Origin of the sequence: Neobacillus niacini, assembly GCF_019749295.1 — a bacterium.
Lineage (GTDB): Bacteria > Bacillota > Bacilli > Bacillales > Cytobacillaceae > Neobacillus > Neobacillus niacini_D.
In genome coordinates this window covers 146620-168003 of record NZ_JACWFG010000018.1, presented here as the reverse complement: position 1 = coordinate 168003, position 21384 = coordinate 146620, and the positions used below count along the sequence as shown (strand labels likewise).

23 protein-coding genes are annotated in these 21384 nt (G+C 38.3%); 3 read left to right on the top strand and 20 right to left on the bottom strand.

Annotation, left to right across the window (positions count from 1 at the left end; genetic code table 11):
- Window positions 1-137 precede the first annotated feature (137 nt).
- Both H0184_RS22100 and H0184_RS22095 read left to right on the top strand, forming a co-directional pair.
- Window positions 138-440, top strand: coding sequence for a hypothetical protein (locus tag H0184_RS22100; protein WP_221828504.1), 303 nt, complete (start codon window positions 138-140; stop codon window positions 438-440).
- Window positions 441-1532, top strand: coding sequence for a copper resistance D family protein (locus H0184_RS22095; protein WP_221828502.1), 1092 nt, complete (start codon window positions 441-443; stop codon window positions 1530-1532).
- A 34-nt stretch (window positions 1533-1566) separates the two neighbouring features.
- On the opposite strand, the gene kynB is transcribed toward H0184_RS22095, so the two are convergent.
- The 8 genes from kynB to H0184_RS22055 form a co-directional block, all read right to left on the bottom strand.
- Window positions 1567-2190 carry an arylformamidase gene (kynB, locus tag H0184_RS22090; RefSeq protein ID WP_221828500.1) on the bottom strand — a complete coding sequence of 208 codons (624 nt, stop codon included), beginning with the start codon at window positions 2188-2190 and terminating at the stop codon, window positions 1567-1569.
- Window positions 2191-2261: 71 nt separating this feature from the next.
- On the bottom strand, window positions 2262-4019 hold the full coding sequence (locus H0184_RS22085; protein ID WP_260631725.1) for a WG repeat-containing protein: 1758 nt from the start codon (window positions 4017-4019) through the stop codon (window positions 2262-2264).
- Window positions 4020-4148: 129 nt separating this feature from the next.
- A complete protein-coding gene (locus H0184_RS22080; RefSeq protein WP_221828498.1) occupies window positions 4149-4931 on the bottom strand; it encodes an IclR family transcriptional regulator in 783 nt (260 codons plus the stop codon).
- A gap of 167 nt (window positions 4932-5098) precedes the next feature.
- On the bottom strand, window positions 5099-5881 hold the full coding sequence (kduD, locus tag H0184_RS22075; RefSeq protein WP_221828496.1) for a 2-dehydro-3-deoxy-D-gluconate 5-dehydrogenase KduD: 783 nt from the start codon (window positions 5879-5881) through the stop codon (window positions 5099-5101).
- Between the two features lie 25 nt (window positions 5882-5906).
- A complete protein-coding gene (gene kduI, locus H0184_RS22070) occupies window positions 5907-6737 on the bottom strand; it encodes a 5-dehydro-4-deoxy-D-glucuronate isomerase (RefSeq protein ID WP_221828495.1) in 831 nt (276 codons plus the stop codon).
- 156 nt (window positions 6738-6893) lie between these two features.
- Window positions 6894-7547 carry a bifunctional 4-hydroxy-2-oxoglutarate aldolase/2-dehydro-3-deoxy-phosphogluconate aldolase gene (locus H0184_RS22065; protein ID WP_221828787.1) on the bottom strand — a complete coding sequence of 218 codons (654 nt, stop codon included), beginning with the start codon at window positions 7545-7547 and terminating at the stop codon, window positions 6894-6896.
- 164 nt (window positions 7548-7711) lie between these two features.
- Window positions 7712-8725 carry a 4Fe-4S binding protein gene (locus tag H0184_RS22060; protein ID WP_221828493.1) on the bottom strand — a complete coding sequence of 338 codons (1014 nt, stop codon included), beginning with the start codon at window positions 8723-8725 and terminating at the stop codon, window positions 7712-7714.
- A gap of 160 nt (window positions 8726-8885) precedes the next feature.
- Window positions 8886-9869 (bottom strand): Gfo/Idh/MocA family protein, encoded by a 984-nt coding sequence (locus tag H0184_RS22055; protein ID WP_221828785.1) that lies wholly within the window; start codon window positions 9867-9869, stop codon window positions 8886-8888.
- A 164-nt stretch (window positions 9870-10033) separates the two neighbouring features.
- Between H0184_RS22055 and H0184_RS22050 the strand changes: the two genes are divergently transcribed.
- Window positions 10034-11695: a glutamine--tRNA ligase/YqeY domain fusion protein gene (locus H0184_RS22050; RefSeq protein WP_221828491.1), complete on the top strand. Its 1662-nt coding sequence runs from the start codon at window positions 10034-10036 to the stop codon at window positions 11693-11695.
- A 312-nt stretch (window positions 11696-12007) separates the two neighbouring features.
- Here H0184_RS22050 and H0184_RS22045 read toward each other — a convergent pair whose 3' ends face one another.
- The 12 genes from H0184_RS22045 to H0184_RS21990 form a co-directional block, all read right to left on the bottom strand.
- A complete protein-coding gene (locus H0184_RS22045) occupies window positions 12008-13069 on the bottom strand; it encodes a PAS domain-containing sensor histidine kinase (RefSeq protein WP_221828489.1) in 1062 nt (353 codons plus the stop codon).
- Window positions 13070-13072: 3 nt separating this feature from the next.
- Window positions 13073-13534 carry a GAF domain-containing protein gene (locus H0184_RS22040; protein WP_221828486.1) on the bottom strand — a complete coding sequence of 154 codons (462 nt, stop codon included), beginning with the start codon at window positions 13532-13534 and terminating at the stop codon, window positions 13073-13075.
- A 15-nt stretch (window positions 13535-13549) separates the two neighbouring features.
- Window positions 13550-14200: a response regulator gene (locus tag H0184_RS22035; protein ID WP_260631722.1), complete on the bottom strand. Its 651-nt coding sequence runs from the start codon at window positions 14198-14200 to the stop codon at window positions 13550-13552.
- A 20-nt stretch (window positions 14201-14220) separates the two neighbouring features.
- Window positions 14221-14874 (bottom strand): sensor histidine kinase, encoded by a 654-nt coding sequence (locus H0184_RS22030; RefSeq protein WP_221828484.1) that lies wholly within the window; start codon window positions 14872-14874, stop codon window positions 14221-14223.
- Between the two features lie 30 nt (window positions 14875-14904).
- On the bottom strand, window positions 14905-15177 hold the full coding sequence (locus tag H0184_RS22025) for a hypothetical protein (RefSeq protein WP_221828482.1): 273 nt from the start codon (window positions 15175-15177) through the stop codon (window positions 14905-14907).
- A complete protein-coding gene (locus H0184_RS22020; protein ID WP_221828480.1) occupies window positions 15164-15475 on the bottom strand; it encodes a hypothetical protein in 312 nt (103 codons plus the stop codon). Before H0184_RS22020 ends, H0184_RS22025 begins: the two co-directional genes overlap by 14 nt.
- Window positions 15468-15659, bottom strand: coding sequence for a hypothetical protein (locus H0184_RS22015; protein ID WP_221828478.1), 192 nt, complete (start codon window positions 15657-15659; stop codon window positions 15468-15470). Before H0184_RS22015 ends, H0184_RS22020 begins: the two co-directional genes overlap by 8 nt.
- On the bottom strand, window positions 15649-16173 hold the full coding sequence (locus H0184_RS22010) for a QcrA and Rieske domain-containing protein (protein ID WP_221828476.1): 525 nt from the start codon (window positions 16171-16173) through the stop codon (window positions 15649-15651). The genes H0184_RS22015 and H0184_RS22010 overlap by 11 nt, the downstream gene beginning before the upstream one ends.
- A 13-nt stretch (window positions 16174-16186) precedes the next feature.
- Window positions 16187-16747, bottom strand: coding sequence for a 4Fe-4S dicluster domain-containing protein (locus H0184_RS22005; RefSeq protein WP_063253156.1), 561 nt, complete (start codon window positions 16745-16747; stop codon window positions 16187-16189).
- Window positions 16748-18916, bottom strand: a complete 2169-nt coding sequence (locus H0184_RS22000) for a molybdopterin oxidoreductase family protein (RefSeq protein ID WP_221828474.1) — start codon at window positions 18914-18916, stop codon at window positions 16748-16750.
- On the bottom strand, window positions 18903-19982 hold the full coding sequence (locus tag H0184_RS21995) for a hypothetical protein (RefSeq protein ID WP_260631721.1): 1080 nt from the start codon (window positions 19980-19982) through the stop codon (window positions 18903-18905). Before H0184_RS21995 ends, H0184_RS22000 begins: the two co-directional genes overlap by 14 nt.
- A 140-nt stretch (window positions 19983-20122) precedes the next feature.
- Window positions 20123-21310 (bottom strand): hypothetical protein, encoded by a 1188-nt coding sequence (locus tag H0184_RS21990; protein WP_221828472.1) that lies wholly within the window; start codon window positions 21308-21310, stop codon window positions 20123-20125.
- Between the last annotated feature and the right edge of the window lie 74 nt (window positions 21311-21384).

Below are 21384 nucleotides of genomic sequence, written 5' to 3'. Positions count from 1 at the left end.
TGATTTATATCAAGGTCAACTATGTTTTTATCATTAATAAATGAACGTATTGTGAACAATATCTTTAAAGGGATATAACGTTCTGGGATTGGTGGTAGAATGAAGAACAGTAAGATAACAATATATCGGAGTTGAAAATGATGTTAAATAAAATTACTCTATTTTCATTGTTATTGTTCTTTTTATTTGGAGCGAATGTCTTGGCACAATCCCATTTGGAAAAAAGTAAAGCATCACCTGCCCAAACTGAGGAAACTACTGAAATACAAACTGCCTCTGCAGATACTGAAACGGTGATGAAAGAACAGGTCACCATAACAAATGAAATTACTTCTAATGAACCTTCCGTGATGAAATATGTACTTCCTGCTATAATAGGTTTGATTATCATATTCGGCTTTGGAAGCTATTGGTTGATTTTTAGGAGGAAACATATCTAAATGTTTATTGCAGGTATCGTAAGTGAAGCATTACTTTATAGTTGTTTTTCATTATTAGTAGGAAGCTTTATTCTTAGTCTTATCCCCGAAACGGTACGACCGGAAATAAGGATTCCTAAAGTGCTGCTGCTATGCGCAGCATTGGGTATTGCACTGTTTTCATTTTTACCGGTATTAAAAATTGTTTTATATTTATATGAGGACTTAGGCTTAGGCTATACTTTTAAATCTGTATTAACGAATTTCGAGGTAGGCAAGACTTGGATTAGTACGGTAGTTATTTCGTTGATCCTGTTCATCTATCTTATTCCAATTAAACTTGAACAAAAACCTTTATTCTCTTTGACTGGTCTCATCTTTACACTAATCTTAATTGCTTCACTTGGCTGGTCCAGCCATGCAGCATCGTTATCTAAATTAGCAGGCTTTTTCATTCATACTGCCCACTTTTTAGCGATCACAACATGGGTTGGAATCTTGATGGTAGTCAGTTGGTTTTCACAGAACCATGATCATTGGCTGAAATTCTTAAAATGGTTTTCACCTGTTGCTATTTTATGTTTAGTCATTACTACCTTAACAGGTATATCGTTGATGACTTTTCACATGGAACTGACCGATTATGTTAGTGTAACGGCTATTCCCTATGGGCAGACATTATTAATCAAACATATCGCCATACTTCCATTACTGGCTTTCGCCTTTATCAATAGCTTTTTGATTCGGAAAAGGCTTCAAAAGGATCCATCATACAATCCGCTTCCATGGGCGAAGCTTGAGAGCGTGATTGTATTAATTGTTTTTTCTATTACTGGCGCACTTGGACAAGCTTCACCGCCGCATGAATTGAGTTCAATGATTAGGGCAGAAGGTGCTTCTAAGCTGTTTTCCTTTTTTCATCCTAGTCAAATAAACTTTCCGCTTACCTTCTCCCCTGGGGTTGGTTCAATCATCCTATTTCTAATAGCTATCTTTTTCCTGGCATTAGTCATTGTAATTTTTTTAAAGAAAGCTTCAAAAGTTCTGGCATTCCTTATGAGTCTATTGTTTATCATTTCTGGCTATATAGGATTTATGTTAAGTATTTCATAAAAGAAGCAGCGGATATTGATTCCCGCTGCTTCTTTTATGAAAGTGAACGTAACACTGCTCTTACCGGACTCCCATCTCCTTGGGCCAAGGCAAGAGGTAAGGCAATTAACTCATAATCACCAGGTTCAACTTTATCTAAAAGGACTGATTCAAGGATATGGATTCCATTTTTATTTAAACTATGGTGAGCATGAAGGTCCTTGCTGTCTATAGGATCGACAGATGGAACATCTACTCCAATGAGCTTAATCCCCTTTTCTGCTAAAAATGGTCCTAAATCTGCTTCTATATAAGGGATGCTCTCTGGAAATTCATTTGTGTTCTTCCAAGACGAAGTTTTAAATATTACTCTTTTGAATCCTTCCAAATTGATATCACTCAAATCCTTAGCTCCGATACTATCCTTCTCTGACATATCAAGCACCCTGACTGGACCAATGTACAAATCGAGGTCCAATTCAATGATTCTTTTTCCATTGTCATCAAAATGAAAAGGCGCATCCACATGCGTTCCTGTATGCGTACTCATTGAAAGGCTCCCTACATTCACAGAACCACTTTCGGCTTTTGACCAAGACACTTCATATTTAAAGGATGTATCTCCCGGCCAAACCGGCATTCCATTTTCTAGCCTTCTAGAAATATCAATTATTTTCATTTATCCCACTCCCCAGGGCAGCATTTTATTCGTCTATATTTAAAATATATTGCTACCGGCGGTGTTGTCAATTAATGAAAGGAACGCCAAAAGTCTCCAGCGTAATTAATGATGCTGCTTATTTCTTGAAACGGAATCGTAAACGTTGGGAAACCTGCAGCATAAGGGGCAATCTCGTATGGTTCAAAATAAACATTCACTGCCCCATCACTAATAAAGTATGGCTGGTCTGCTTTTATCCCTTTATACGTATCAGGGAAGACATAGGAATATTGATTATCATTTTTGATTTGTTCTCCAACAATCTTACTTATCACCTCTACATAATCTGCTTCTGGCTTAAATAAATCTTTTAGTTGATAAAATTTGCCCGATTTCAAATCTATATGGGCATATTTTTTTATTGGCATTCCATGAGCTGCACCAAAAGGATAATCATATCCATTTATCTCAAGGACTACTAGGTTATTCTTATAATAGCTTACGTCGAAATCGCCTGTGTAGCTTGATTCTAGTTGTGTATGATGAGGGATTGGCTTTACTCCGGAAAGGTCTTTCAATGTCTGATTAACGCTCTCCTGATTTTCAACACCCTTTAACTGTGGGTAGTAAACCAAATAATCTTTATTGGGTTTAAATTTGTTTTCGATAACAGAATAATGGTTGTTTAAAGGAATGATTGTATTCTGTTTCCATACTAACTTGCCTTTTTTATCAAAATAGAGAATTCGGAGATCAATATCTCCTTTAATTAAGGATGCTTCAAAAGCTAATGAACCACTGCCCTTAACCTTTGGAAGATAATCCACTCTCTGCCCCCTCTTGTTGATAAAGAAGGTAATTTCGTCATTATAGGCTGAAGCGATGCCTTCCTTAAAACTCGAAACACCATTATAGATAAAACCGGTATAAGTTTGACCGTTAGAGTCAGCAATTGCATACTTTGGAAACAGATATGGCTTTTCAGGATCCACCGACTTCCCTAGCACAAACATGTCTTCGCCAAGATTTAATAAGCTATTATAATGCGGTTTGATGATGAACTTCCCTTGTCGATCAATTAAACCATAATAATCATGATTATTGTTTTCTACAGTTACAATCGCTTTACCATCAATAAACGGCTGTACTCCTGTATATTTTGGCTCAATGACCACCATCCCTGACTCGTCCATGAAACCCCAGTTGGCTTCTTCCTGTTCCTTGAATGCCAGCATGCCTTCTCCATAATAATTTACAATAGTGTAAGGGTAGGATTTCAATACCTTTCCTGTAAGATCAATCAGCGAATAGCCATTCTCTTTGCCTTTTACTAGTGCTTTACCGTCTTGGAAGTCACTAGCACCTTCATAGGATAAAGGAATGACTTCGTTACCCCTTCTATTCAAATATCCAAATAGATATTCGGCATGCCCGTTATGATTGGCAGCCAATGCTCTGCCCTCATGAAAATCTCCAATGTGGAAATATCCTTTTGTGGTTATTTCTTTTCCACTTTCATCTAATACTTTGTACCCCTCACGATCAATAGCGACTGCCCTCCCTTCTGAAAAAGGACTGATTGTATCATATTTTGGTTTCACAATAAGATATCCGTCACTGTTGATGATTCCTGTAAGATTATTTAATTGAACAATCGCTAAACCATTTTCCTGAAAATCACGTGCCATTTCATATTTAGGCGGAAGAATAAAATTACCCTTTTCATTGATGTACCCCCACTTGTTTCCGCCAATACCTTTCACTGCTGCCGGAAAAAGATAAACCATTCTGGATAAGGAAAGCAGGTATGTAATCCAGTTTTCCTGTTCCATATTTCTTCTAGACATCACTACTACCCCATTTTATTTTTTGTTATATATATGAAAAAATGGGCAGGATGGAGCTTATCTGCAATTACATACAAAAAGAATCTATTTTGAATAAAGCTGCTTCAAAATAGATTCTTTCTTGTATGTTTATATAAAAACATAATTTTGTTGTAATTCTCTTAGAATATTTTCTTTTGTTTTCAATATTGCTTGTGTGATTTCATTTTTCACTTGAGGTGTTATGCGATAGGCCGGTACGCTTACGCTAAAAGCACCGTAGGTTTGGTTATTCATTACTAGTGATACACCTAGGCAATAGACATCTTTTTCACCTTCACTGTCATCTACAGCGTATCCGTTTCTTTTTATTTCCTCTAACTGTTTTAACAAAGCTTCCGAATCTGTAATCGTGGTTTCGGTAATTGCTTTTAGTTCCACTTTGTTCAAATAAGCTGCTATTTGACTTTCTGTCATTTCAGCAAGTACGGCTTTTCCCATTGCAGAGCAGTAAAGAGGCTTAGATAGGCCAATTCTTGAATTCAGACAGACGATAGGTTTATTCGTTTCCAGCTTGTTAACGGTTAATATCTCATCGCCTTCTAAGACTCCCAAGTGTATCGTTTCATCTAAATTATTTTGCAGTTCTTTTAAATAGGGATAAGAAATTTTGGAGATATCGAGATTCGCCAGATACTTGTTCGCGTATTTTATTAGGGCACTTCCCAGCTCGAATTTCTTAGTTTCTGGATGTTTCTTCACATAACCAATTAGAAGTAGAGTATCTAAAATCTTTAATGCGGTTGAACTTGTTAAGCCTGTTTCCTGTGCAATCACATTTAATGATTGTGGTTCTTTTTTTGCTGAGAGAACATCTAGAATACTCGCAGCCTTTATTAGAACAGTACCATAAGGTTGTTTAGCATTCTCCATTGCATTACCTCCCTTCGTAAGTAGCATTACGATTAAAATTTATTTTAGTGATAATTGTTTTTCTCATATTATACACCAATTTCAAACGTATTCCCTGCGTAAAAAGCAAAGAATATAGCTATTTTGGAATAGCTATATTCTTAATCAATGATTCTATTACATTTTTACTAGCGAACTAACCAGCCGCCATCGACAGGGATAATGGCTCCATTCATATAATCAGAAGCTTTGCTGGCAAGGAAGACCACAACACTTTGCAGGTCTGCTGGAGTTGCCCAGCGGCCAGCTGGAATACGAGAGGTTATTTCTGCATGACGCACTTCATCCTCACGAATTGGTGCTGTATTTTTTGTTTCAACATATCCAGGTGCAATCGCATTAATTTGTACATTACTAGCGGCCAATTCATTGGCAAATGCCTTTGTCAATCCAGCCACACCATGTTTGCTTGCTGTATAGGACGGTACAAATTTGCCGCCTTGGAAAGAGAGCATAGAAGCCACATTGATAATTTTTCCGCTGCCTTGTTCGACCATAACTTTTGCGGCCGCTTGGCTCAATAAATAAACAGCGTTTAAATTAATATCCATTACAGCTTCCCAATCTTCTTCTTTACCCTCAAGCAATGGCGAACGACGGATGGTGCCTGCATTATTTACTAAAATATCTACTCTTCCATATGTTTCTAAGCACTTAGAAACAATATCCTTAGACACTTGTTTATTCGTTAAATCGCCTTGAAAAAACTCAATACGGCGGCCTTCATTTTCAATGAGGTCCTTTGTTTCTCCCCAATTATTCCCGTGCGTGACAACAAAAAGATCGGCACCCGCTTTTGCTAAAGCAACCGCAAAACCTTGTCCAAGGCCAGTATTACCACCTGTCACAATTGCAACTTTACCATCTAATTTGAAATAATCTAGTGAAAATTGCTGCAAGTCATTCGTCATTTCTTATAGCCTCCCTCTTGTTGGTTTATTTTAATTCGTTCATTGGAACCATGTCCATATCTGTATATGTGATGTTTTCTCCACACATTGCCCAAATGAATGTATAGTCACTAGTACCGACACCAGTATGGATTGACCAGCTTGGAGAAATGGCAGCTTGCTCATTTGCAATAACTAAGTGTTTTGTCTCATCCGGTTTGCCCATAAAATGGAATACACGTGTATCTTCCTTCATATCAAAGTAAAGGTATGTTTCCATACGGCGTTCGTGTGTATGACTTGGCATAGTGTTCCAAGCGCTTCCTGGAGTCAGGATCGTGTAACCCATTTGAAGCTGACAGCTTTCACATACATTTGGATGAATATATTGATAAATAGAACGATGATTTAACGTTGCTGAATCCCCTGTTACCATTGGTTCGATCTTATCAATGCTGATTTTCACATTTGGATATTTATGATGAGCAGGAACGGAAACAGTATAGAATTTAGCTGGATTAGATGGGTCATCTGATTTAAACTGTAGATCCTTTGTTTCTTTTCCAATGTAGAATCCGTCTTGCTTTTTCATTGGTTCTTCTGTACCTTCAATCACGATTGATCCAGGTCCGCCGATATTAATTACACCAAGTTCACGGCGTTCTAAGAAATAAGTTACTCCTAATTCTGTTGAAAGCTCAATTGTTAATGGCTGGTCTGTTGGTGTAACACCGCCAAAAATCATTCGATCGTTATGGGTATACGTTAATCGAACTTCCCCTGGTACAAAAATACTTTCTACTAAAAACTCCTTGCGTAATTGTTCTGTTGAATAATGACGAATATCTTCTGGGCTATGTGTGTAACGAGTTTCCATTTTATTCACTCCTGTTATCGATTTATTTTAGCAGTGCCATTTTGAATTAAATTTTCTACTTCTTTTACGGTGAGCTTGAAGCTGCTTACATGCTAAAATGAGTATCAGCAGGTGTTGAAAGCCTTAACATAATTTCGCAAAAGTTCAGAAGCCTGCTCATACATTCACCATCTTAATTTCATGGTACCTATCTATATATTGTTTTGCCATCTTCGTAATTTGATCATAATCTCCTGTTTTAGCAGGAGCTAATAAATTTCCGCCTACGCCAACTGCTACACAGCCTTTGTTTATCCACTGCTCCATGTTTTCTAAGTTGACGCCGCCTGTCGGCATGATATTAACTTGTGGAAGCGGTGCTTTTACGGCATCCACAAAACTTGGTTCATATGTAGTCGCAGGGAATAGTTTAATAATGTCTACACCTGATCGAAGTGCTGTTTTCATTTCGGTTATGGTCATGCACCCAGGCAGATACGGTATACTATAAAGGTTACATATCTCCGCGATTTCCGCATCAAACATTGGGCTTACAACAAATTCAGCTCCCGCCATAATCGCGATTCTAGCTGTGACTGCATCAAGAACGGTTCCTGCACCGACGACAATAGAAGCGTTATCCTTATACTTTGCTGCTGTTTCACGAATGACTTCATCTGCTTGAGGCGTTGTGAACGTCACTTCTAAACCGGTAATACCACCATTTACTAGTGCATCTATTGTTTTTAGTGATTGTTCTTTTGTATCTGAACGCAGTACCGCAATAACACCGCTTTCTTCAAGCTTCAAGAGAATATTTGCCTTTTTGATGATGTTTACCTCCCTTCGTTTCTAAATAGGAAATGTAATTGTTTATTTGGAAATTCTATTTTTATTATATTGAACGTTTCTAAGTTTTTCAACTGATTTATTAAAATAATCCGAAAAACAAAAAAAGAGTAACCTGGTTATACGAATCCAGGTTACTCTTTTCCTTAATCAATATATTTAGCTTCGGGAATTAATATCTTCCATTCCTCGTAGCTGATAATTGTTTCCCAGTGCCCTGTTAGTTTAGCAAAGCCTACTATTAAGAAGAATGCCACAAAGAATGACACCGGTATAAACCATTTACTCACCTTTTTGTTTGCCACGGTCATATTCAAGGTGTCCTTCACCGGGCATGCTTCCACACAGGCCATACATGCCGTACAATTCAAGTTATTCACTGTTTCTACCTTGTGCACTTTTACTCTGGATGGGCACACCTTCGTACACATTTCACAGTTCGTACACGTTTCTTCATTTCGGCTAATCTTGGAAATTCTAAATATCGAACCAAGTCCGATGAACGCCCCATAAGGACAAAGGAATCGGCACCAGAAATTTTTATAGAATAAAGATAGGACAAACATTAAGGTGAGAAACCCAATTCCAAAAGCGCTGATATCTAAGAAAAATGTCAGCATTTTTACATCAGATATTTTGTTATAAGGTTCGTTTAAGAAAGAAATTGCACCGTACGTAGGCATAACAATTACCATTCCCAAGAAGAAAAGCAGTAATAAATACTTTATTGGAGTCAGCAGCCAAACGAGCCAGGCGGGTACTTCAAAGTTTCTTTTGAAAAGTTTCTTGCCCAATCTGCTAATCCATTCCCCTACACTTCCAATTGGACAAATCCAGCTGCAAAAAGTTCTTTTAAAAAGAAGAGCACCGCCAACAAAAAAGCTTAACAAAACAAGTCCTGCTGGATGGATTACATCGAAATCTCCTGTAGTGAGCCATACCTTTAATGCCATTAAGGCACTGATTGGCAGGAATCCTTCAACAGCGGATGGTCTTTCCACAAAAGGTGTTTCTCCAAGACTTTCAAAATGCATATAAAATTGATAAAAACGGACACCGACATATAGTAAAAATAACAGGAATACAGCTTGAACGACGTACCTTGTTATTTGAACCGGCTTTCTTTTTATCTGTTTCTTGTACCAGTTCATTGACTTCATTACGACTCCCCCCAATCTTCTTCACCTTAAATATAAGGAACGAAGTAAAATTGGGGATGTGATAAAAGTCATTAAGAATACCGTTTTCATAAAGAGTTCACAACACTATCCTCAAATCAGACAAAATTAGACTGTAATAAGATAAGGGTTGCCGTATTCGTTAACGTTCTACTCCAAACACTATGTTGTTCTGCTTTCGTGCTTCTTCTGTTACGCGCAATACTTTTTTACTCCATTCCTTCAGTTTCTCATACTCTTGATCATTGTTTGTTTCAATGATTTCAGCGAATTTTATGCATTCATAGACCATGTCTTTGTCTTCCTGCGCCACACTAAAGAGTTCATGCTCTTTTGAACGACAATCTATGAATTTAATTTCGGAAATGGGCGCGGCATCTTCTAAGACAAAGGTACCCTTTTCTCCTTGGATCTCACACGGAAGGACGGAATCAGAAATCTTTGAACAAAGAATGGTACAAACAAAGTCTTGATACTCTAAAATCAGTGTCCCGCTGCCATCGACGCCGCTGCGCAATATAACTGGATAATAGGTAACCTTTTGCGGTTCACCAAACAATCCTATAGCTAAGAAGAGAGGATACACCCCTAAATCTACTAAAGCACCTCCAGAATAGGTACTTGAGAAGATATTTGGTTCCTCGCCTTGCAAAAACAAATCGTAGCGTGAAGAATACTTCATATAAGGAAGAATCGCACTTCTTAGATTTCCTGCTAAATGAAGCTTTTCTTTTAAAATTTGGAAGTTGGGAGTATGAATATTACGAATGGCTTCAAATAAATATACTCCATTCTCTTCTGCTGTTTGATAGGCTTCCGTCATCTCAGCAGTATTTGAAAATATCGGTTTTTCACAAATGACATGTTTTTTATTTTTTAAAAAAGTAAGTGCCTGCTCAAAATGAACTGAATTGGGTGAAGCAATATAGACAGCCTGAATCTCAGGACTCTTTGCCATTTCCTCCAAATCGGTAAAATAGTGTTCTGCATTATATGTATGGGCAAGTTCCTTCGCCTTCTCGACTGTTCTTGAATAAACACCCGTTAAATTGAGTTTTCCGCTGTGCTTTGCTGCTTCAATAAAGGAGGCTGTAATCCAACCTGTTCCAACTGTGCCTAACTTAATCATTAAAAAAACCCCTTCCATTACATCTTCAAGCTTATATTGTAGCTTTTTTGCATTCTTTTTACCAATTTCACTATTTTTCTAAAGAATCTTTGGGTACAATGGAAAAATATCATAATTTATGTTATTTATAAGTAATAGATGAAAGAAAGAGGTTGAATAGAGTGGACAATCTAGGTTCTAATTTTATAAAAGATGTTATGATTAAGGATTTGGAATCCGGTAAGCACGATAAAATTATCACTCGTTTCCCTCCAGAGCCTAATGGATATTTACATATCGGTCATGCTAAATCCATTATTATTAACTTTGGATTAGCGGATGAATTTAACGGAAAAACCAATTTACGATTTGATGACACGAATCCGTTAAAGGAAGATGTCGAATATGTTAATTCCATAAAAGAAGATGTAAAATGGCTGGGATTTGAATGGGATGACTTATTCTTTGCTTCCGACTATTTTGAAGAAATGTACAAACGTGCTGTACTGTTAATAAAAAAAGGCCTTGCTTATGTGGATGACCTTACTGCAGATGAAATCCGCGAGTACCGTGGAACATTAACTTCTCCTGGTAAAGAGAGTCCTTACCGCGTGCGTTCCGTTGAGGAAAATCTTGATTTATTTGAAAGAATGCGCAATGGAGAATTTGCGAATGGACAAAAAGTTCTTCGTGCAAAAATTGATATGAAATCTCCTAATATCAATTTGCGTGATCCTGTCATTTATCGAATTGCTCATGCAACACACCATAACACTGGTGATAAATGGTGTATCTATCCGATGTATGCTTTCGCACATCCTTTGGAGGATGCGATTGAAGACGTCACCCACTCGATTTGTACGGTCGAGTTCGAAGACCAGCGTCCACTTTATAACTGGGTAGTGGAACAATGTGAAATGGACAGTAAACCGCAGCAAATTGAATTTGGCCGCTTAAACGTGACCAATACAGTAATGAGCAAGCGAAAACTGAAGCAGCTGGTTGATGAAGGTTTTGTGGATGGCTGGGATGATCCACGGATGCCGACCATTTCTGGAATGCGACGTAAAGGATTCACTCCAGAGTCTATTCGTAATTTTGTCCGTGAGACAGGAGTTTCGAAAGGTTCTGGTGCCGTTGATTCCCAAATGCTTGAACACTTTGTAAGAGAAGACCTAAAGCTTAAGTCTCCACGGACAATGGGAATTCTAAATCCATTAAAAGTAGTGATTACGAATTATCCTGAAGGACAAATCGAGTTACTTGATGCCGAGATAAACCCAGAGGTCCCAGAAATGGGCACAAGGAAAATTCCGTTTTCACGTGAAATTTATATTGAAAAAGATGATTTCATGGAAAATCCTCCGGCTAAATATTTCCGCCTCTTCCCTGGTAATGAAGTACGCCTGAAAAATGCCTACTTTATTAAGTGTGAAGAAGTTATCAAGGATGTAAACGGAGAAGTGATTGAGCTTCGCTGTACTTATGACCCGCTTACCAAGAGTGGCACCGGCTTTACAGGACGGAAGGTAAAAGGAACCATTCACTGGGTAGAAGCAACCAACTCTGTTCCTGCGGAGTTTCGATTATATGAACCACTAATTCTTGATAAAACAGAAGACGAAAATGACGCGGAAGAGGGAAAAACCTTCCTTGACAACGTTAATCCAGAATCGCTGGTGGTTCTACAAGGTTTTGTAGAGCCTAACATGAGAGAAAGCAGGCCGCACGATAAATTCCAATTCTTTAGACATGGCTATTTCAATGTGGATCCGAAGCATACAACTGTTGATAAGCTTGTCTTTAACCGAATTGTATCCTTAAAAAGCTCATTTAAGTTATAGGCTGTTTATTCCTTGTTGATCTCGTGTAGTTGTGAAAATTCATAAGCGGAGTAATTCCGTCTAATGTATATAGAGGAAGCAAAATAAGCTACTTTAAGCGGAGATATTCCGGTTAACTGCTCTAAATAACACAAAAACCAACGATTTGATTCATATAAGCGGAAAAACTCCGCTTATATGTAAGGAAATATGGGTATCTCCCTATTTAGCCGGAGTTTTTCCGTTTATTTTTTCATACACAGTGAAAACAGCATTCAGTTATAACATCGCAAAATAGAAGTAGAACCAGGCGCAAACACCTGGTTCTATTTTTTATGGTTTTGGGCTGGATGGGACTTCCAAAATAATCCTTGTTCCTTTACCTGATGACGAATTAATAGTCAGTTCACCACCTACAGCACGTGTTCTTTCGTCCATACTGAACAAACCTACGCCTCGGGACTGGGAATTCACATCAAATCCCTTCCCTTTATCCTCAATCATCACTCTAATACTCTGATCCATTTCCCTAATTGTCACAGCTGCCTCGGATACTTCCGCATACTTGCGGATATTTGTCAGTGCTTCCTGAATGATACGGTATATCGTTAACTCAATACTTATATCTAAACGGCGGTTCAGCACACATTCAAAATAAACATCAATGCCATAGTTCTCAGAAAAACGTGATAGAAAGGACCGAATAGCCGGAACAAGTCCAAGATCATCCAATACGGATGGCCGCAGCTCCCATGATATATCCCTTATCTCTTCAATCAACTGAGTTGCTTCCTTTTGCATTTGGCGGAGCAGCGGATGTTCTAATTCTGACAGTAAACGATTAATCGTTATAAGGTGGCTATATAGATTTTGTCCTATGCCATCGTGTAAATTTCGGGATAAGCGTTTGCGTTCTTCTTCCTGAACGTCAATAATACTAGTCATCATCTTTTGAAGTTCTTGTTCTACTCTTTTCCGCTCTGTAATTTCATGACGAATAGCCAAATATTGATAGGGTTTCCCCTTATCATTTAAGAAGGGGACGATGGTAGTATCCACCCAATAGCAGCTTCCATCCTTGGCTCGGTTCTGGATTTCACCCTTCCATACCTCACCGGTACCAATCGTTCTCCACATTTCTTTAAAAAATTCTTCAGAGTGATATCCAGAATTCAATATCCGATGGTCTTGCCCTATTAGCTCATCCTTTGTAAATTTTGAAATTTGGATGAATTGTTCATTTACATATGTAATAGTTCCTCTAGAATCTGTTATCGCTACAATGGAAGATTCATCGAGAGCAAATTTAATATCCATTAATTCTTGAATCGACTTTTTCAATTCCAGCTCAAGACTGGTGAGTTCATTTAGTGTTTGCTGACGATCTATTTCCATGACTTAAGCCCCTCCGCCTAAGATGTGACTTCTTAAGAGCTGCTCAAGCGTTTTTGCCGACTCTTTCACCTTTTCCTGCACCTGTTCAGGAAACGAGTATGAGACCCTTTTTCCAACGAGTAATACACCTTTTGGAGAGGTATTGAAAAATAATGGGACTGCATAGCAGGAAACCAGTTTTTCAGCAAGCATAATAGGATGGTCTGTAACTTTTCCATAAATTTCATTCGGAAAGTCGCTCATCATCATTGGACTGCCGCTTGAAATGATTTTTCCAGCGATTCCTTTTCCAAAACGGACGGTTATTCTATTATATTTATCATTAAGGTTACCTGATGCATAGTGCCAGCGTACGTCTGGCCCTACTTCATTTTGAAGAGCAAGGGCAACGAAATCACAACCAACTTCCTCAAGCAGCTGATCACAAACTGCCATAACACCATGATTTTCTCTTATTTCCGTCATACTCAAGTATTCTCCTTATATTCCATAACCTAGCAAACCCTTTTTAACCGCATATTCAACCAATTCTGGTCTTGTCTTCATTTGTAGTTTTTCCATTAAGTTACCTTTATGAGTTTCTACCGTTTTTACGCTGATAACCAATTGCTCGGCAATTTCTTTATTTGCATAGCCTTTAGCCACAAGCGTGAGAACTTCTTTCTCTCGTTCAGATAATAGATGGTAGGTATCTTGGCTATCTTTAATACTCCCCAAGTATTCTTCCATTAATCTTTTAGTGGCGGCTGGATGGAGATAAGCATTTCCCAACGAGACAGACTCAATGGCTGACATAAGCTCATCATGCGGTGCGCTTTTTAAAATACACCCGGATGCCCCGGCTTGAATAGCTCTGAAAAGGTATTCTTCATCATCGTGCATCGTTAGAATTAGGATATTTACATTGGGCATTAGTTTTTTTAATTCGGATGTTGCTGATAATCCATCTTTGCCATGAGGCATGCTTAAATCCATGACGACAACATCTGGTTTAAGCTTCATGGCTTTTTTTATGCCTTCATTGCCTTCTGAAGCTTCACCAATTACTTGCATTTCGGGATTAGAATTTAACAGCATTGTAAGACCCATTCTTACAACGGCATGATCATCAACTAATAGGATTTTAATCAATTTTAACTCTCCTTCCCTTCCTATAAAGGAAGAGATATTTCAACAGATGTACCTTCTCCTATTTTAGAGGATATTACACAATGCCCGCCAGTTAGAAGCATTCTTTCCTTCATGGCTGCAATTCCTAATGTAACAGAAGTTTCTTCTAGTTCACCTGTTACAAATCCACCGCCGAAATCAACAATCGTAATCTTTAAGGTTTCTTCATTCCACACAAAACGCATTTTTACATTAGATGTATCTGCATGTTTAGCGATATTTGTAAGTGCTTCCTGACAAACGCGAAAAACCGCAACACTTTTTTGCTCTTGGATTGGTTTCTCTTCCCCAATTGATTCTAAATCAACAAGAACTCCAAATGTCGAGGTATATAGTTTTATATAGCTCTTTATTGCCGGCAGTAAGCCAAGTGTAGTTAAGGAAGGGGGATGAAGCTCCACTGAAAGCAATCGAATCTCTTGTATCGTCTTTTCAATCAACTGAGTCATTTCATGTAAATAGTTTTTCAAATGGTGCTCACTTAATCCTGCTTCAACAAATTGTAATCCAGTTAGAATACTAAATAAATTTTGTCCAACACCCTCGTGCAGCTCCATCGAAATACGTTTAATCTCTTCCTCTTGTGATTGAATAATATAAGAACGAATTTGCTCCTTTGAGACAGACTGCTCCATACTTAACCCCCGTTACCTTTTATCTTTAATCTAAACTGTTTGAAATGTATAGGTTAATCCGCTTTCTAGGTCAGAGGCGAAAAAACTAACCTCTGATTGACTTATGTTACTGATAAGAGGAACAGCTAAAAAATACACGGAATCAAAATAAAAACGAATATGCGTATGATCCGGACAGAGTTGTATTTTCCTTATTGTTTTTTTAATCTTTGGAGCCTGATCTCCACCCTGCTTATCTTCAATAGATATTTCCATTGTTTCCCCAACAAATCTCTGTAATTCATCAATACTAATGGGTGCCACAGCTGTTACATCCTTTCTTCACTGGATAGATGAACATCTTGTAACCCTGCAGGTATTCCCAGAACTTTGAATCTGCATGCTCCTCAATGAATAAAATAGTTTCTTCTTCAGAGGCCCAATCACTCATGCCTTTTACTTCAGCAATGACCATCTCAGCACCCTCTACTGTCTTTTCTTCAAGGAACCAGTTCAGCCGCTTTTTCCCAAACAGGTTTTTCAATAATTCATCAATGTCCGCAGAGAATTCACCTGTTTGTTCTCGTATAAAACAAAAATCTAAATACGTTTCACTATTCATTGGTATTCACACCTTTTTTATAGATAAGGAATGCGAAAGGGAACAGGATTATATTAATAACACCTGCAACAATTGTGTTTGTATAATTTTCATAAAAATACTGGTGAACCATATATTGTGTTGCAATAATATTCATAAATAATACCGCTAAAAGGAGTGCAACACTTACGTAACTACGCTTCATAACGTTTCACCCCAACGGCGTAAACAGAACCGTTTTCTACTTTCACATAAATCTCAGGGAGCGGGCGTCTTGGAGGACCAGCTGTAGGTGCTCCTGTTTCAACATCAAATTTCCCGTGATGGCATGGGCAAAGCATTTCCTTCTCTTCCTTTTTCCAAAATACCGGACAGCGAAGATGTGTACAGGCATTTTGATAGGCCACATACTTTTCTTCAGAAAGCCTAATTAGGATCGCACTGTCATGCTCACCAGGAAAATGAAAATCTACGGCATCACCTACTGGTATAGATGTTACATCAGTAATTTTTTGCTTAGGGTACTTTTTATCACCTAATCCGTTCAGCTCCTTCGCTGCCAAGACTCCCCAAGGAAGAGATGATACAGCGAATACTCCGGCGGCTCCTACTAACGTTTTCATAAACCCTCGGCGGTCAAGTTTTCTTTCATTATTGCGATTGATATTATGTGTATAGTTATCTTCATTGAACGGGATTTTATTATTTTTATCTGTCATGAGTTAATCCCTCCTAAAACAATTTCGTGACACCCTGCAGGATTCCAGGGAGATTCACTCTAACATTGGTTTCGCCTTCTAAGTAAGGCATACTTGTAACCCATTTACCATTATCTAAATTAAATTGCTTTTGTTTTGCTTCAATTTCCTCATCGGTTAACCATTGCAATGTATTTGATGGACATACACTTGCACACATCGGAGGGATCCCATCTTTTGTACGGTCGATACATAGATCGCACTTATACATTAGATTTTGCTCGGTATCGAACTTTGGAATTCCATAAGGGCAGGCAATGGTACAGTTTTGACAGCCAATGCACTTTTCAACAAGAGCCGAAAGAACGGCTCCTGTTTCATGAATTTGGATTGCTTGCGCCGGACAGCTTCTCGCACATGCTGGATTCACACAGTGAAGGCACATCAGAGGCATTGTCTGACGGTTAACAAGCGGGTTAACATCGTATACATAGTTACGGTTACGCTCCTCATGCCCGCCGCACTGTGTGCAGGCAGCCAAACACGAGCGGCAGCCTATACAGTTTTCAAGTTCAAGATATAACCTCTTTTTCATTTACTGCACCTTCTTTAGTTCTAGTTTTTCAATCTGTGCTGCGCAGGCTTTAAATTCCGGCATTCTTGACATTGGATCAAGAGCAGCAATCGTTAAGAGATTAATAGATTTATCGTGTCCAAAATGGTAGGGCACAAATACAGTATCTTTACGGATAGCTTCCGTGATTTTCACTTTATATTCAGCTTCGCCTCTTCTCGTAAATAGGCGAACGTATTCTTCATGTTCAATGTTGTATTTTGCTGCTGTCACAGGGTGAACTTCCACATAAGGTTCAGGACACATATCACGCAGGAACTGAATTCTGCGAGTTTGGTTACCTGATAGGTAATGGTAAACCACCCGTCCGGTTGTTAAACGAAGCGGATATTCTTCACATGGCTCTTCTGCTGGCGGACGGTATGGCAGTGCACAAATTTTCGCCTTTCCGTCTGGATGATAAAACTTTTTATCTAAGAACATATGTGGTGTTCCTTCATCCTTCTCATCTTTACATGGCCAGAATACCCCATCCTGCTTATCGATTTTATCCCAAGTTGCACCATAGTAGTCAGCATAGCCGCCTTTTGAAGCTAAACGGAACTCATCGGCAACATCTCTTGCTGTTTTCAGATGAGAGAAGTACTTTCCTCTTCCTAGATATTCAGCAAGCTCTGCTTGAATCTGCCAATCTGGCTTTGATTCACCTAGTGGTTCTTGCGCTTTATTGATTTTAATAATCCTGCCCTCTAGGTTCGTAACGGTCCCTTCGTCTTCTGACCAAGTTACTGTTGGAAGAATTACATCAGCAAATTCTGCTGATTCTGATAGATAGAAGTCTGCACAAACCATGAAGTCTAAGCCTTTCATAGCTTTACGAACGAAGTTCAAATTAGGTGCCGATACAGCAGGATTTGAACAAAGCAGATACATAGCACGAATGGTTTTTTGCTCCATTAATTCGAACATTTCATAGGCGGAAACACCTGGCTGCGGCATTTCTTCAGGAGTAATCCCCCAAACCTGGCAAACCTCTTCAACATGCTTTGGATTTGTGATTTTACGATAGCCTGGCAGTAAATCTGACTTCTGTCCATGCTCACGTCCGCCCTGCCCATTACCTTGACCAGTAAATGTCGCAACACCTGATTTTGGACGTCCAATTTTACCTGTTACTAAAGCCATATTCGTATAAGCAGAAACATTGTCTACCCCTTTATGCTGCTGCTCGATACCGCGGGCGAACATTACCACAGCATTTGGTGCTTTACCATAAATCTCTGCTGCTCGAATAATTTTTTCAGGAGCTACTCCTGTAATCTCACTTGTATATTCTGGAGTGAATTCTTTCACTAATTCTTTTGTTTCTTCAAATCCGTTTGTATGGTTGTTAACGAATTCCGCATCAGCATGCCCGTTTTGAATTAATAGATTTAAGATTCCATTTGCAAGTGCAAGGTCTGTTCCTGGTCTTAAATCAAGGTGAACGTCGGCCCTTCTTGCAATTGGTGTTTCACGAGGGTCAGCAACAATTAAATAGCCTCCTCTTTCCTGTACCGCCCAAACTCTAAACATTGATGTTGGATGACATTCAGCAGTATTACTTCCAGCAATGAACAAACAATCCGTTTCATGAAGATCTGTCCATGGCAAGGTTGAACCGCGGTCAACACCAAATGAGCGCAAGAAACCACCCGCAGCACTCGACATACAGAAACGGCCATTATAATCGATATATCGTGTTTGCAGGGCTACCCTTGCAAATTTTCCTGTTAAATAACATTTCTCATTGGTCATAGAAACGCCGCTGAAAACAGACAAAGTATCTTTACCGTATTTGTCTTGAAGCTCTCCAAACTTTTTAGCAATTAAGCTGTACGCTTCATCCCATGTTGCTTCACGAAAACCTTCCTTCGTTCCTTTTAGAGAAGCATCATCCCGGATCAAAGGTTTTAGAATACGATCATCATGATTGGTTTGCTGATATGCTGTGACTCCCTTTGGGCACATTTTTCCAACCGTTACCGGCCAATCATAACGAGGCTCAACTCCTATAATCTTATTGGTCTTTGTATTTACACGTAAATTCATTCCGCATTGCATGCCGCAATAACTGCAGTGAGTTTTTACGAGCGTTTCATTTGGATGAATAACATTTTCAATTTCTTTAAAAAACTTATCCCTTTGCATTCTGGTTTGCCTCCTTAACTTTCACCTGGTGTGTTGCGAATCCTGAGAATCTTGAAATACGATATTTTCTGCGGCAAGGGAGGCATAATTCAGCAAGGTTAAAGCCATCTTCCATATTAAATTCAATCGCATTTACTCCCAAAACTTGAATGACATCATTTGATTGCTCGACCGATACGAAGTGGTCACCGCAAACCTTACATTTTTTCTCTTCTTGTTCAGCGTAGTGCTCACGATAGTTTCTTGCAAAGACGCTTACCGGACGGAAAGGAATATGAGCAAGTTTACCGAATGGCAAATATATTAATGTTACGATTACAGAAAATTGATGTATTAATGACATTTGCGGCTGCATCCAGCCATGAAGCCATACGTTTTGAACAGTTAATAAAAGTCCTGTTACAGATATAAAGATCAATAAGTAAAGCGGCAGGAAATCGTAAATAAACTTTTGTTCTGCTCGTGCCTGCATGTTTTTCAAACGACGGTAAAGGGCCATACAAACACCTGATATAACCATAACCGCAGAAATATTTAAGGCGTTATAGGAGAACCAGGCAATGATTCCATCTGCTTTCACGGTCATTAAATCCATGCCCATTAGCACGATTGTGTATTGTCCCATATCGTCCATCGTGAAGTACATCCAGCCAAATACAAGTGGAAAGGTTACTAAACAAGCAAGAACACAGCCCCAGCCGATTAAAATATGCTGTATCCAGCGGTATAGCCCGCGATTTTTGATAAAGTCGTAAATAGCTAAATGATTGACGGCCGTTTTAGGTGTGCTTTTTCTTTTTAAAAGCTTTAGACCTTTTTTAATAAAGATTTTGGTTGGCGGTCTTTCTCCCCAGGCAATAAAACGGTAGAAAAAGCCTCCGATAAAAACAATCGTCCCAACCATATATCCATACAAATTTAAATCAACGTGTGTGAACATTCTAGTTGCGATAAAAGAGAGAACAACAATCGCTGAAACAGTTAAAAACATAGATTTAGCAAACTTAGATGCAAATGCATTATTGATGGAATCCGATTTTTTATTTAATGGCGTATTTGTCTGCATTTTAGCTCCTCCTAAAAAAATAACACTAACGAGTTTTCTTACTCTAATTGTAAGAAAATCGTTAGTGTTATCAATATAGGGGAACTCCCCCATCTCTCGGGGAAAAAACCCTTAAAATATTCGATTTAGACAAATCTTTGTCACATTTTATTAAGAAGGTACTTTTTCCTCCAAGAATATAGAAGCAAGGCAATAAAAATACTAACCTGTAATGAAAAGACTAGGGCATCCCAGAAAATCAAGCTTGTCGGCGGCTGTACAAATCCTGGGAGGATTTTCTTTGCTGCATAGATAATTTCTGGAATATAATAAATAAAATAGAGTACAACCGTTAAGATAACCCCTAGAAAATAAAAGAACGAATATAAGAAAACAGGTTTTTTTTCACCGGAAAAGACAACTTCCTCCGTTGCGTTTGAGTTTAAAAACGAAAATTTCTTCCTTATGGCTTGCTTAGCATTTTCCATCAGATTGTAACAGCCAGTTATATTTTCAAAAACAAAATATAGATCTGTTTTCATATAGATGCAGCATTGAAACAACATCCTTAATACAATATCAAAAACAGCTAGGTGCATTAAACCACTGAGTAACCATTGGCCATCTGAGAGGATGAGTTGAATAACAAGAGAAATAAAGAGGAGAACGGTATCAAAACATAGACCTGCTAAAAAGAGTACATTTCTATCTTTTGGAGCTAGCTTCCAAACAGATGACATATCTGTTAGAAGTACAACAAAAAATAAACGGTGTCCAATCTCTAGTTTAGTCGGAAGCTTGAATGCTCTCATTGCCAAAACATGACCAAACTCGTGTATTAGAACAAAAAGGAACGTAAATACCATCCAAAAAAGTACATTAACGACCATTATATCAAAAATAAAGATGTCATCATGATGAGGAAATAATGAAGGATAACGAATGAAAATAACGATATTCAGAATAAATAATGCTGCATATAAAGTGCAGGTAACTCTATTAAAAAAGAACTTGCCAAAATTTGGTGATATCCATAAAAATCCCAATTTTTCTTTTTGCTTTTCCTGCCTATTAACTTTTGTACCATTAATACTATCAATCAAATCCAACTCGATTAGTTGTTCGGCAAAAATTAAAAGGTCTACCTCTTCCTGCGGGTATTTAACCTTTAGCTCACGCTCAATCTTTCCTAACTGCTCACCCTGATTCATTAATTGGATTGCATCAATACAAATCTCAGGCATTTCATAAAAGTCTCCTGAAATTTGATCTTCAATGATAAACCGTTTCTTATCTTTCCGGATTTCGACAGGAACTAAGGACAAATAGGAATCAAGTGTCAAAGCCATTTAAACACCATCTCTACTAAAATTTTTGAAATAAAAGAAGGATGCATAGCTTCCGCTAGCATCCCACATTTTTA

Bases quoted from the DNA above. Each gene is read 5' to 3' on its own strand.
- H0184_RS22100 (WP_221828504.1), top strand. From the start codon at position 138: ATGATGTTAAATAAAATTACTCTATTTTCATTGTTATTGTTCTTTTTA.
- H0184_RS22095 (WP_221828502.1), top strand. From the start codon at position 441: ATGTTTATTGCAGGTATCGTAAGTGAAGCATTACTTTATAGTTGTTTT.
- kynB (WP_221828500.1), bottom strand. From the start codon at position 2,190: ATGAAAATAATTGATATTTCTAGAAGGCTAGAAAATGGAATGCCGGTT.
- H0184_RS22085 (WP_260631725.1), bottom strand. From the start codon at position 4,019: ATGTCTAGAAGAAATATGGAACAGGAAAACTGGATTACATACCTGCTT.
- H0184_RS22080 (WP_221828498.1), bottom strand. From the start codon at position 4,931: ATGGAGAATGCTAAACAACCTTATGGTACTGTTCTAATAAAGGCTGCG.
- kduD (WP_221828496.1), bottom strand. From the start codon at position 5,881: ATGACGAATGACTTGCAGCAATTTTCACTAGATTATTTCAAATTAGAT.
- kduI (WP_221828495.1), bottom strand. From the start codon at position 6,737: ATGGAAACTCGTTACACACATAGCCCAGAAGATATTCGTCATTATTCA.
- H0184_RS22060 (WP_221828493.1), bottom strand. From the start codon at position 8,725: ATGAAGTCAATGAACTGGTACAAGAAACAGATAAAAAGAAAGCCGGTT.
- H0184_RS22045 (WP_221828489.1), bottom strand. From the start codon at position 13,069: ATGGAAATAGATCGTCAGCAAACACTAAATGAACTCACCAGTCTTGAG.
- H0184_RS22040 (WP_221828486.1), bottom strand. From the start codon at position 13,534: ATGACGGAAATAAGAGAAAATCATGGTGTTATGGCAGTTTGTGATCAG.
- H0184_RS22030 (WP_221828484.1), bottom strand. From the start codon at position 14,874: ATGGAGCAGTCTGTCTCAAAGGAGCAAATTCGTTCTTATATTATTCAA.
- H0184_RS22020 (WP_221828480.1), bottom strand. From the start codon at position 15,475: ATGAATAGTGAAACGTATTTAGATTTTTGTTTTATACGAGAACAAACA.
- H0184_RS22015 (WP_221828478.1), bottom strand. From the start codon at position 15,659: ATGAAGCGTAGTTACGTAAGTGTTGCACTCCTTTTAGCGGTATTATTT.
- H0184_RS22010 (WP_221828476.1), bottom strand. From the start codon at position 16,173: ATGACAGATAAAAATAATAAAATCCCGTTCAATGAAGATAACTATACA.
- H0184_RS22005 (WP_063253156.1), bottom strand. From the start codon at position 16,747: ATGAAAAAGAGGTTATATCTTGAACTTGAAAACTGTATAGGCTGCCGC.
- H0184_RS22000 (WP_221828474.1), bottom strand. From the start codon at position 18,916: ATGCAAAGGGATAAGTTTTTTAAAGAAATTGAAAATGTTATTCATCCA.
- H0184_RS21995 (WP_260631721.1), bottom strand. From the start codon at position 19,982: ATGCAGACAAATACGCCATTAAATAAAAAATCGGATTCCATCAATAAT.
- H0184_RS21990 (WP_221828472.1), bottom strand. From the start codon at position 21,310: ATGGCTTTGACACTTGATTCCTATTTGTCCTTAGTTCCTGTCGAAATC.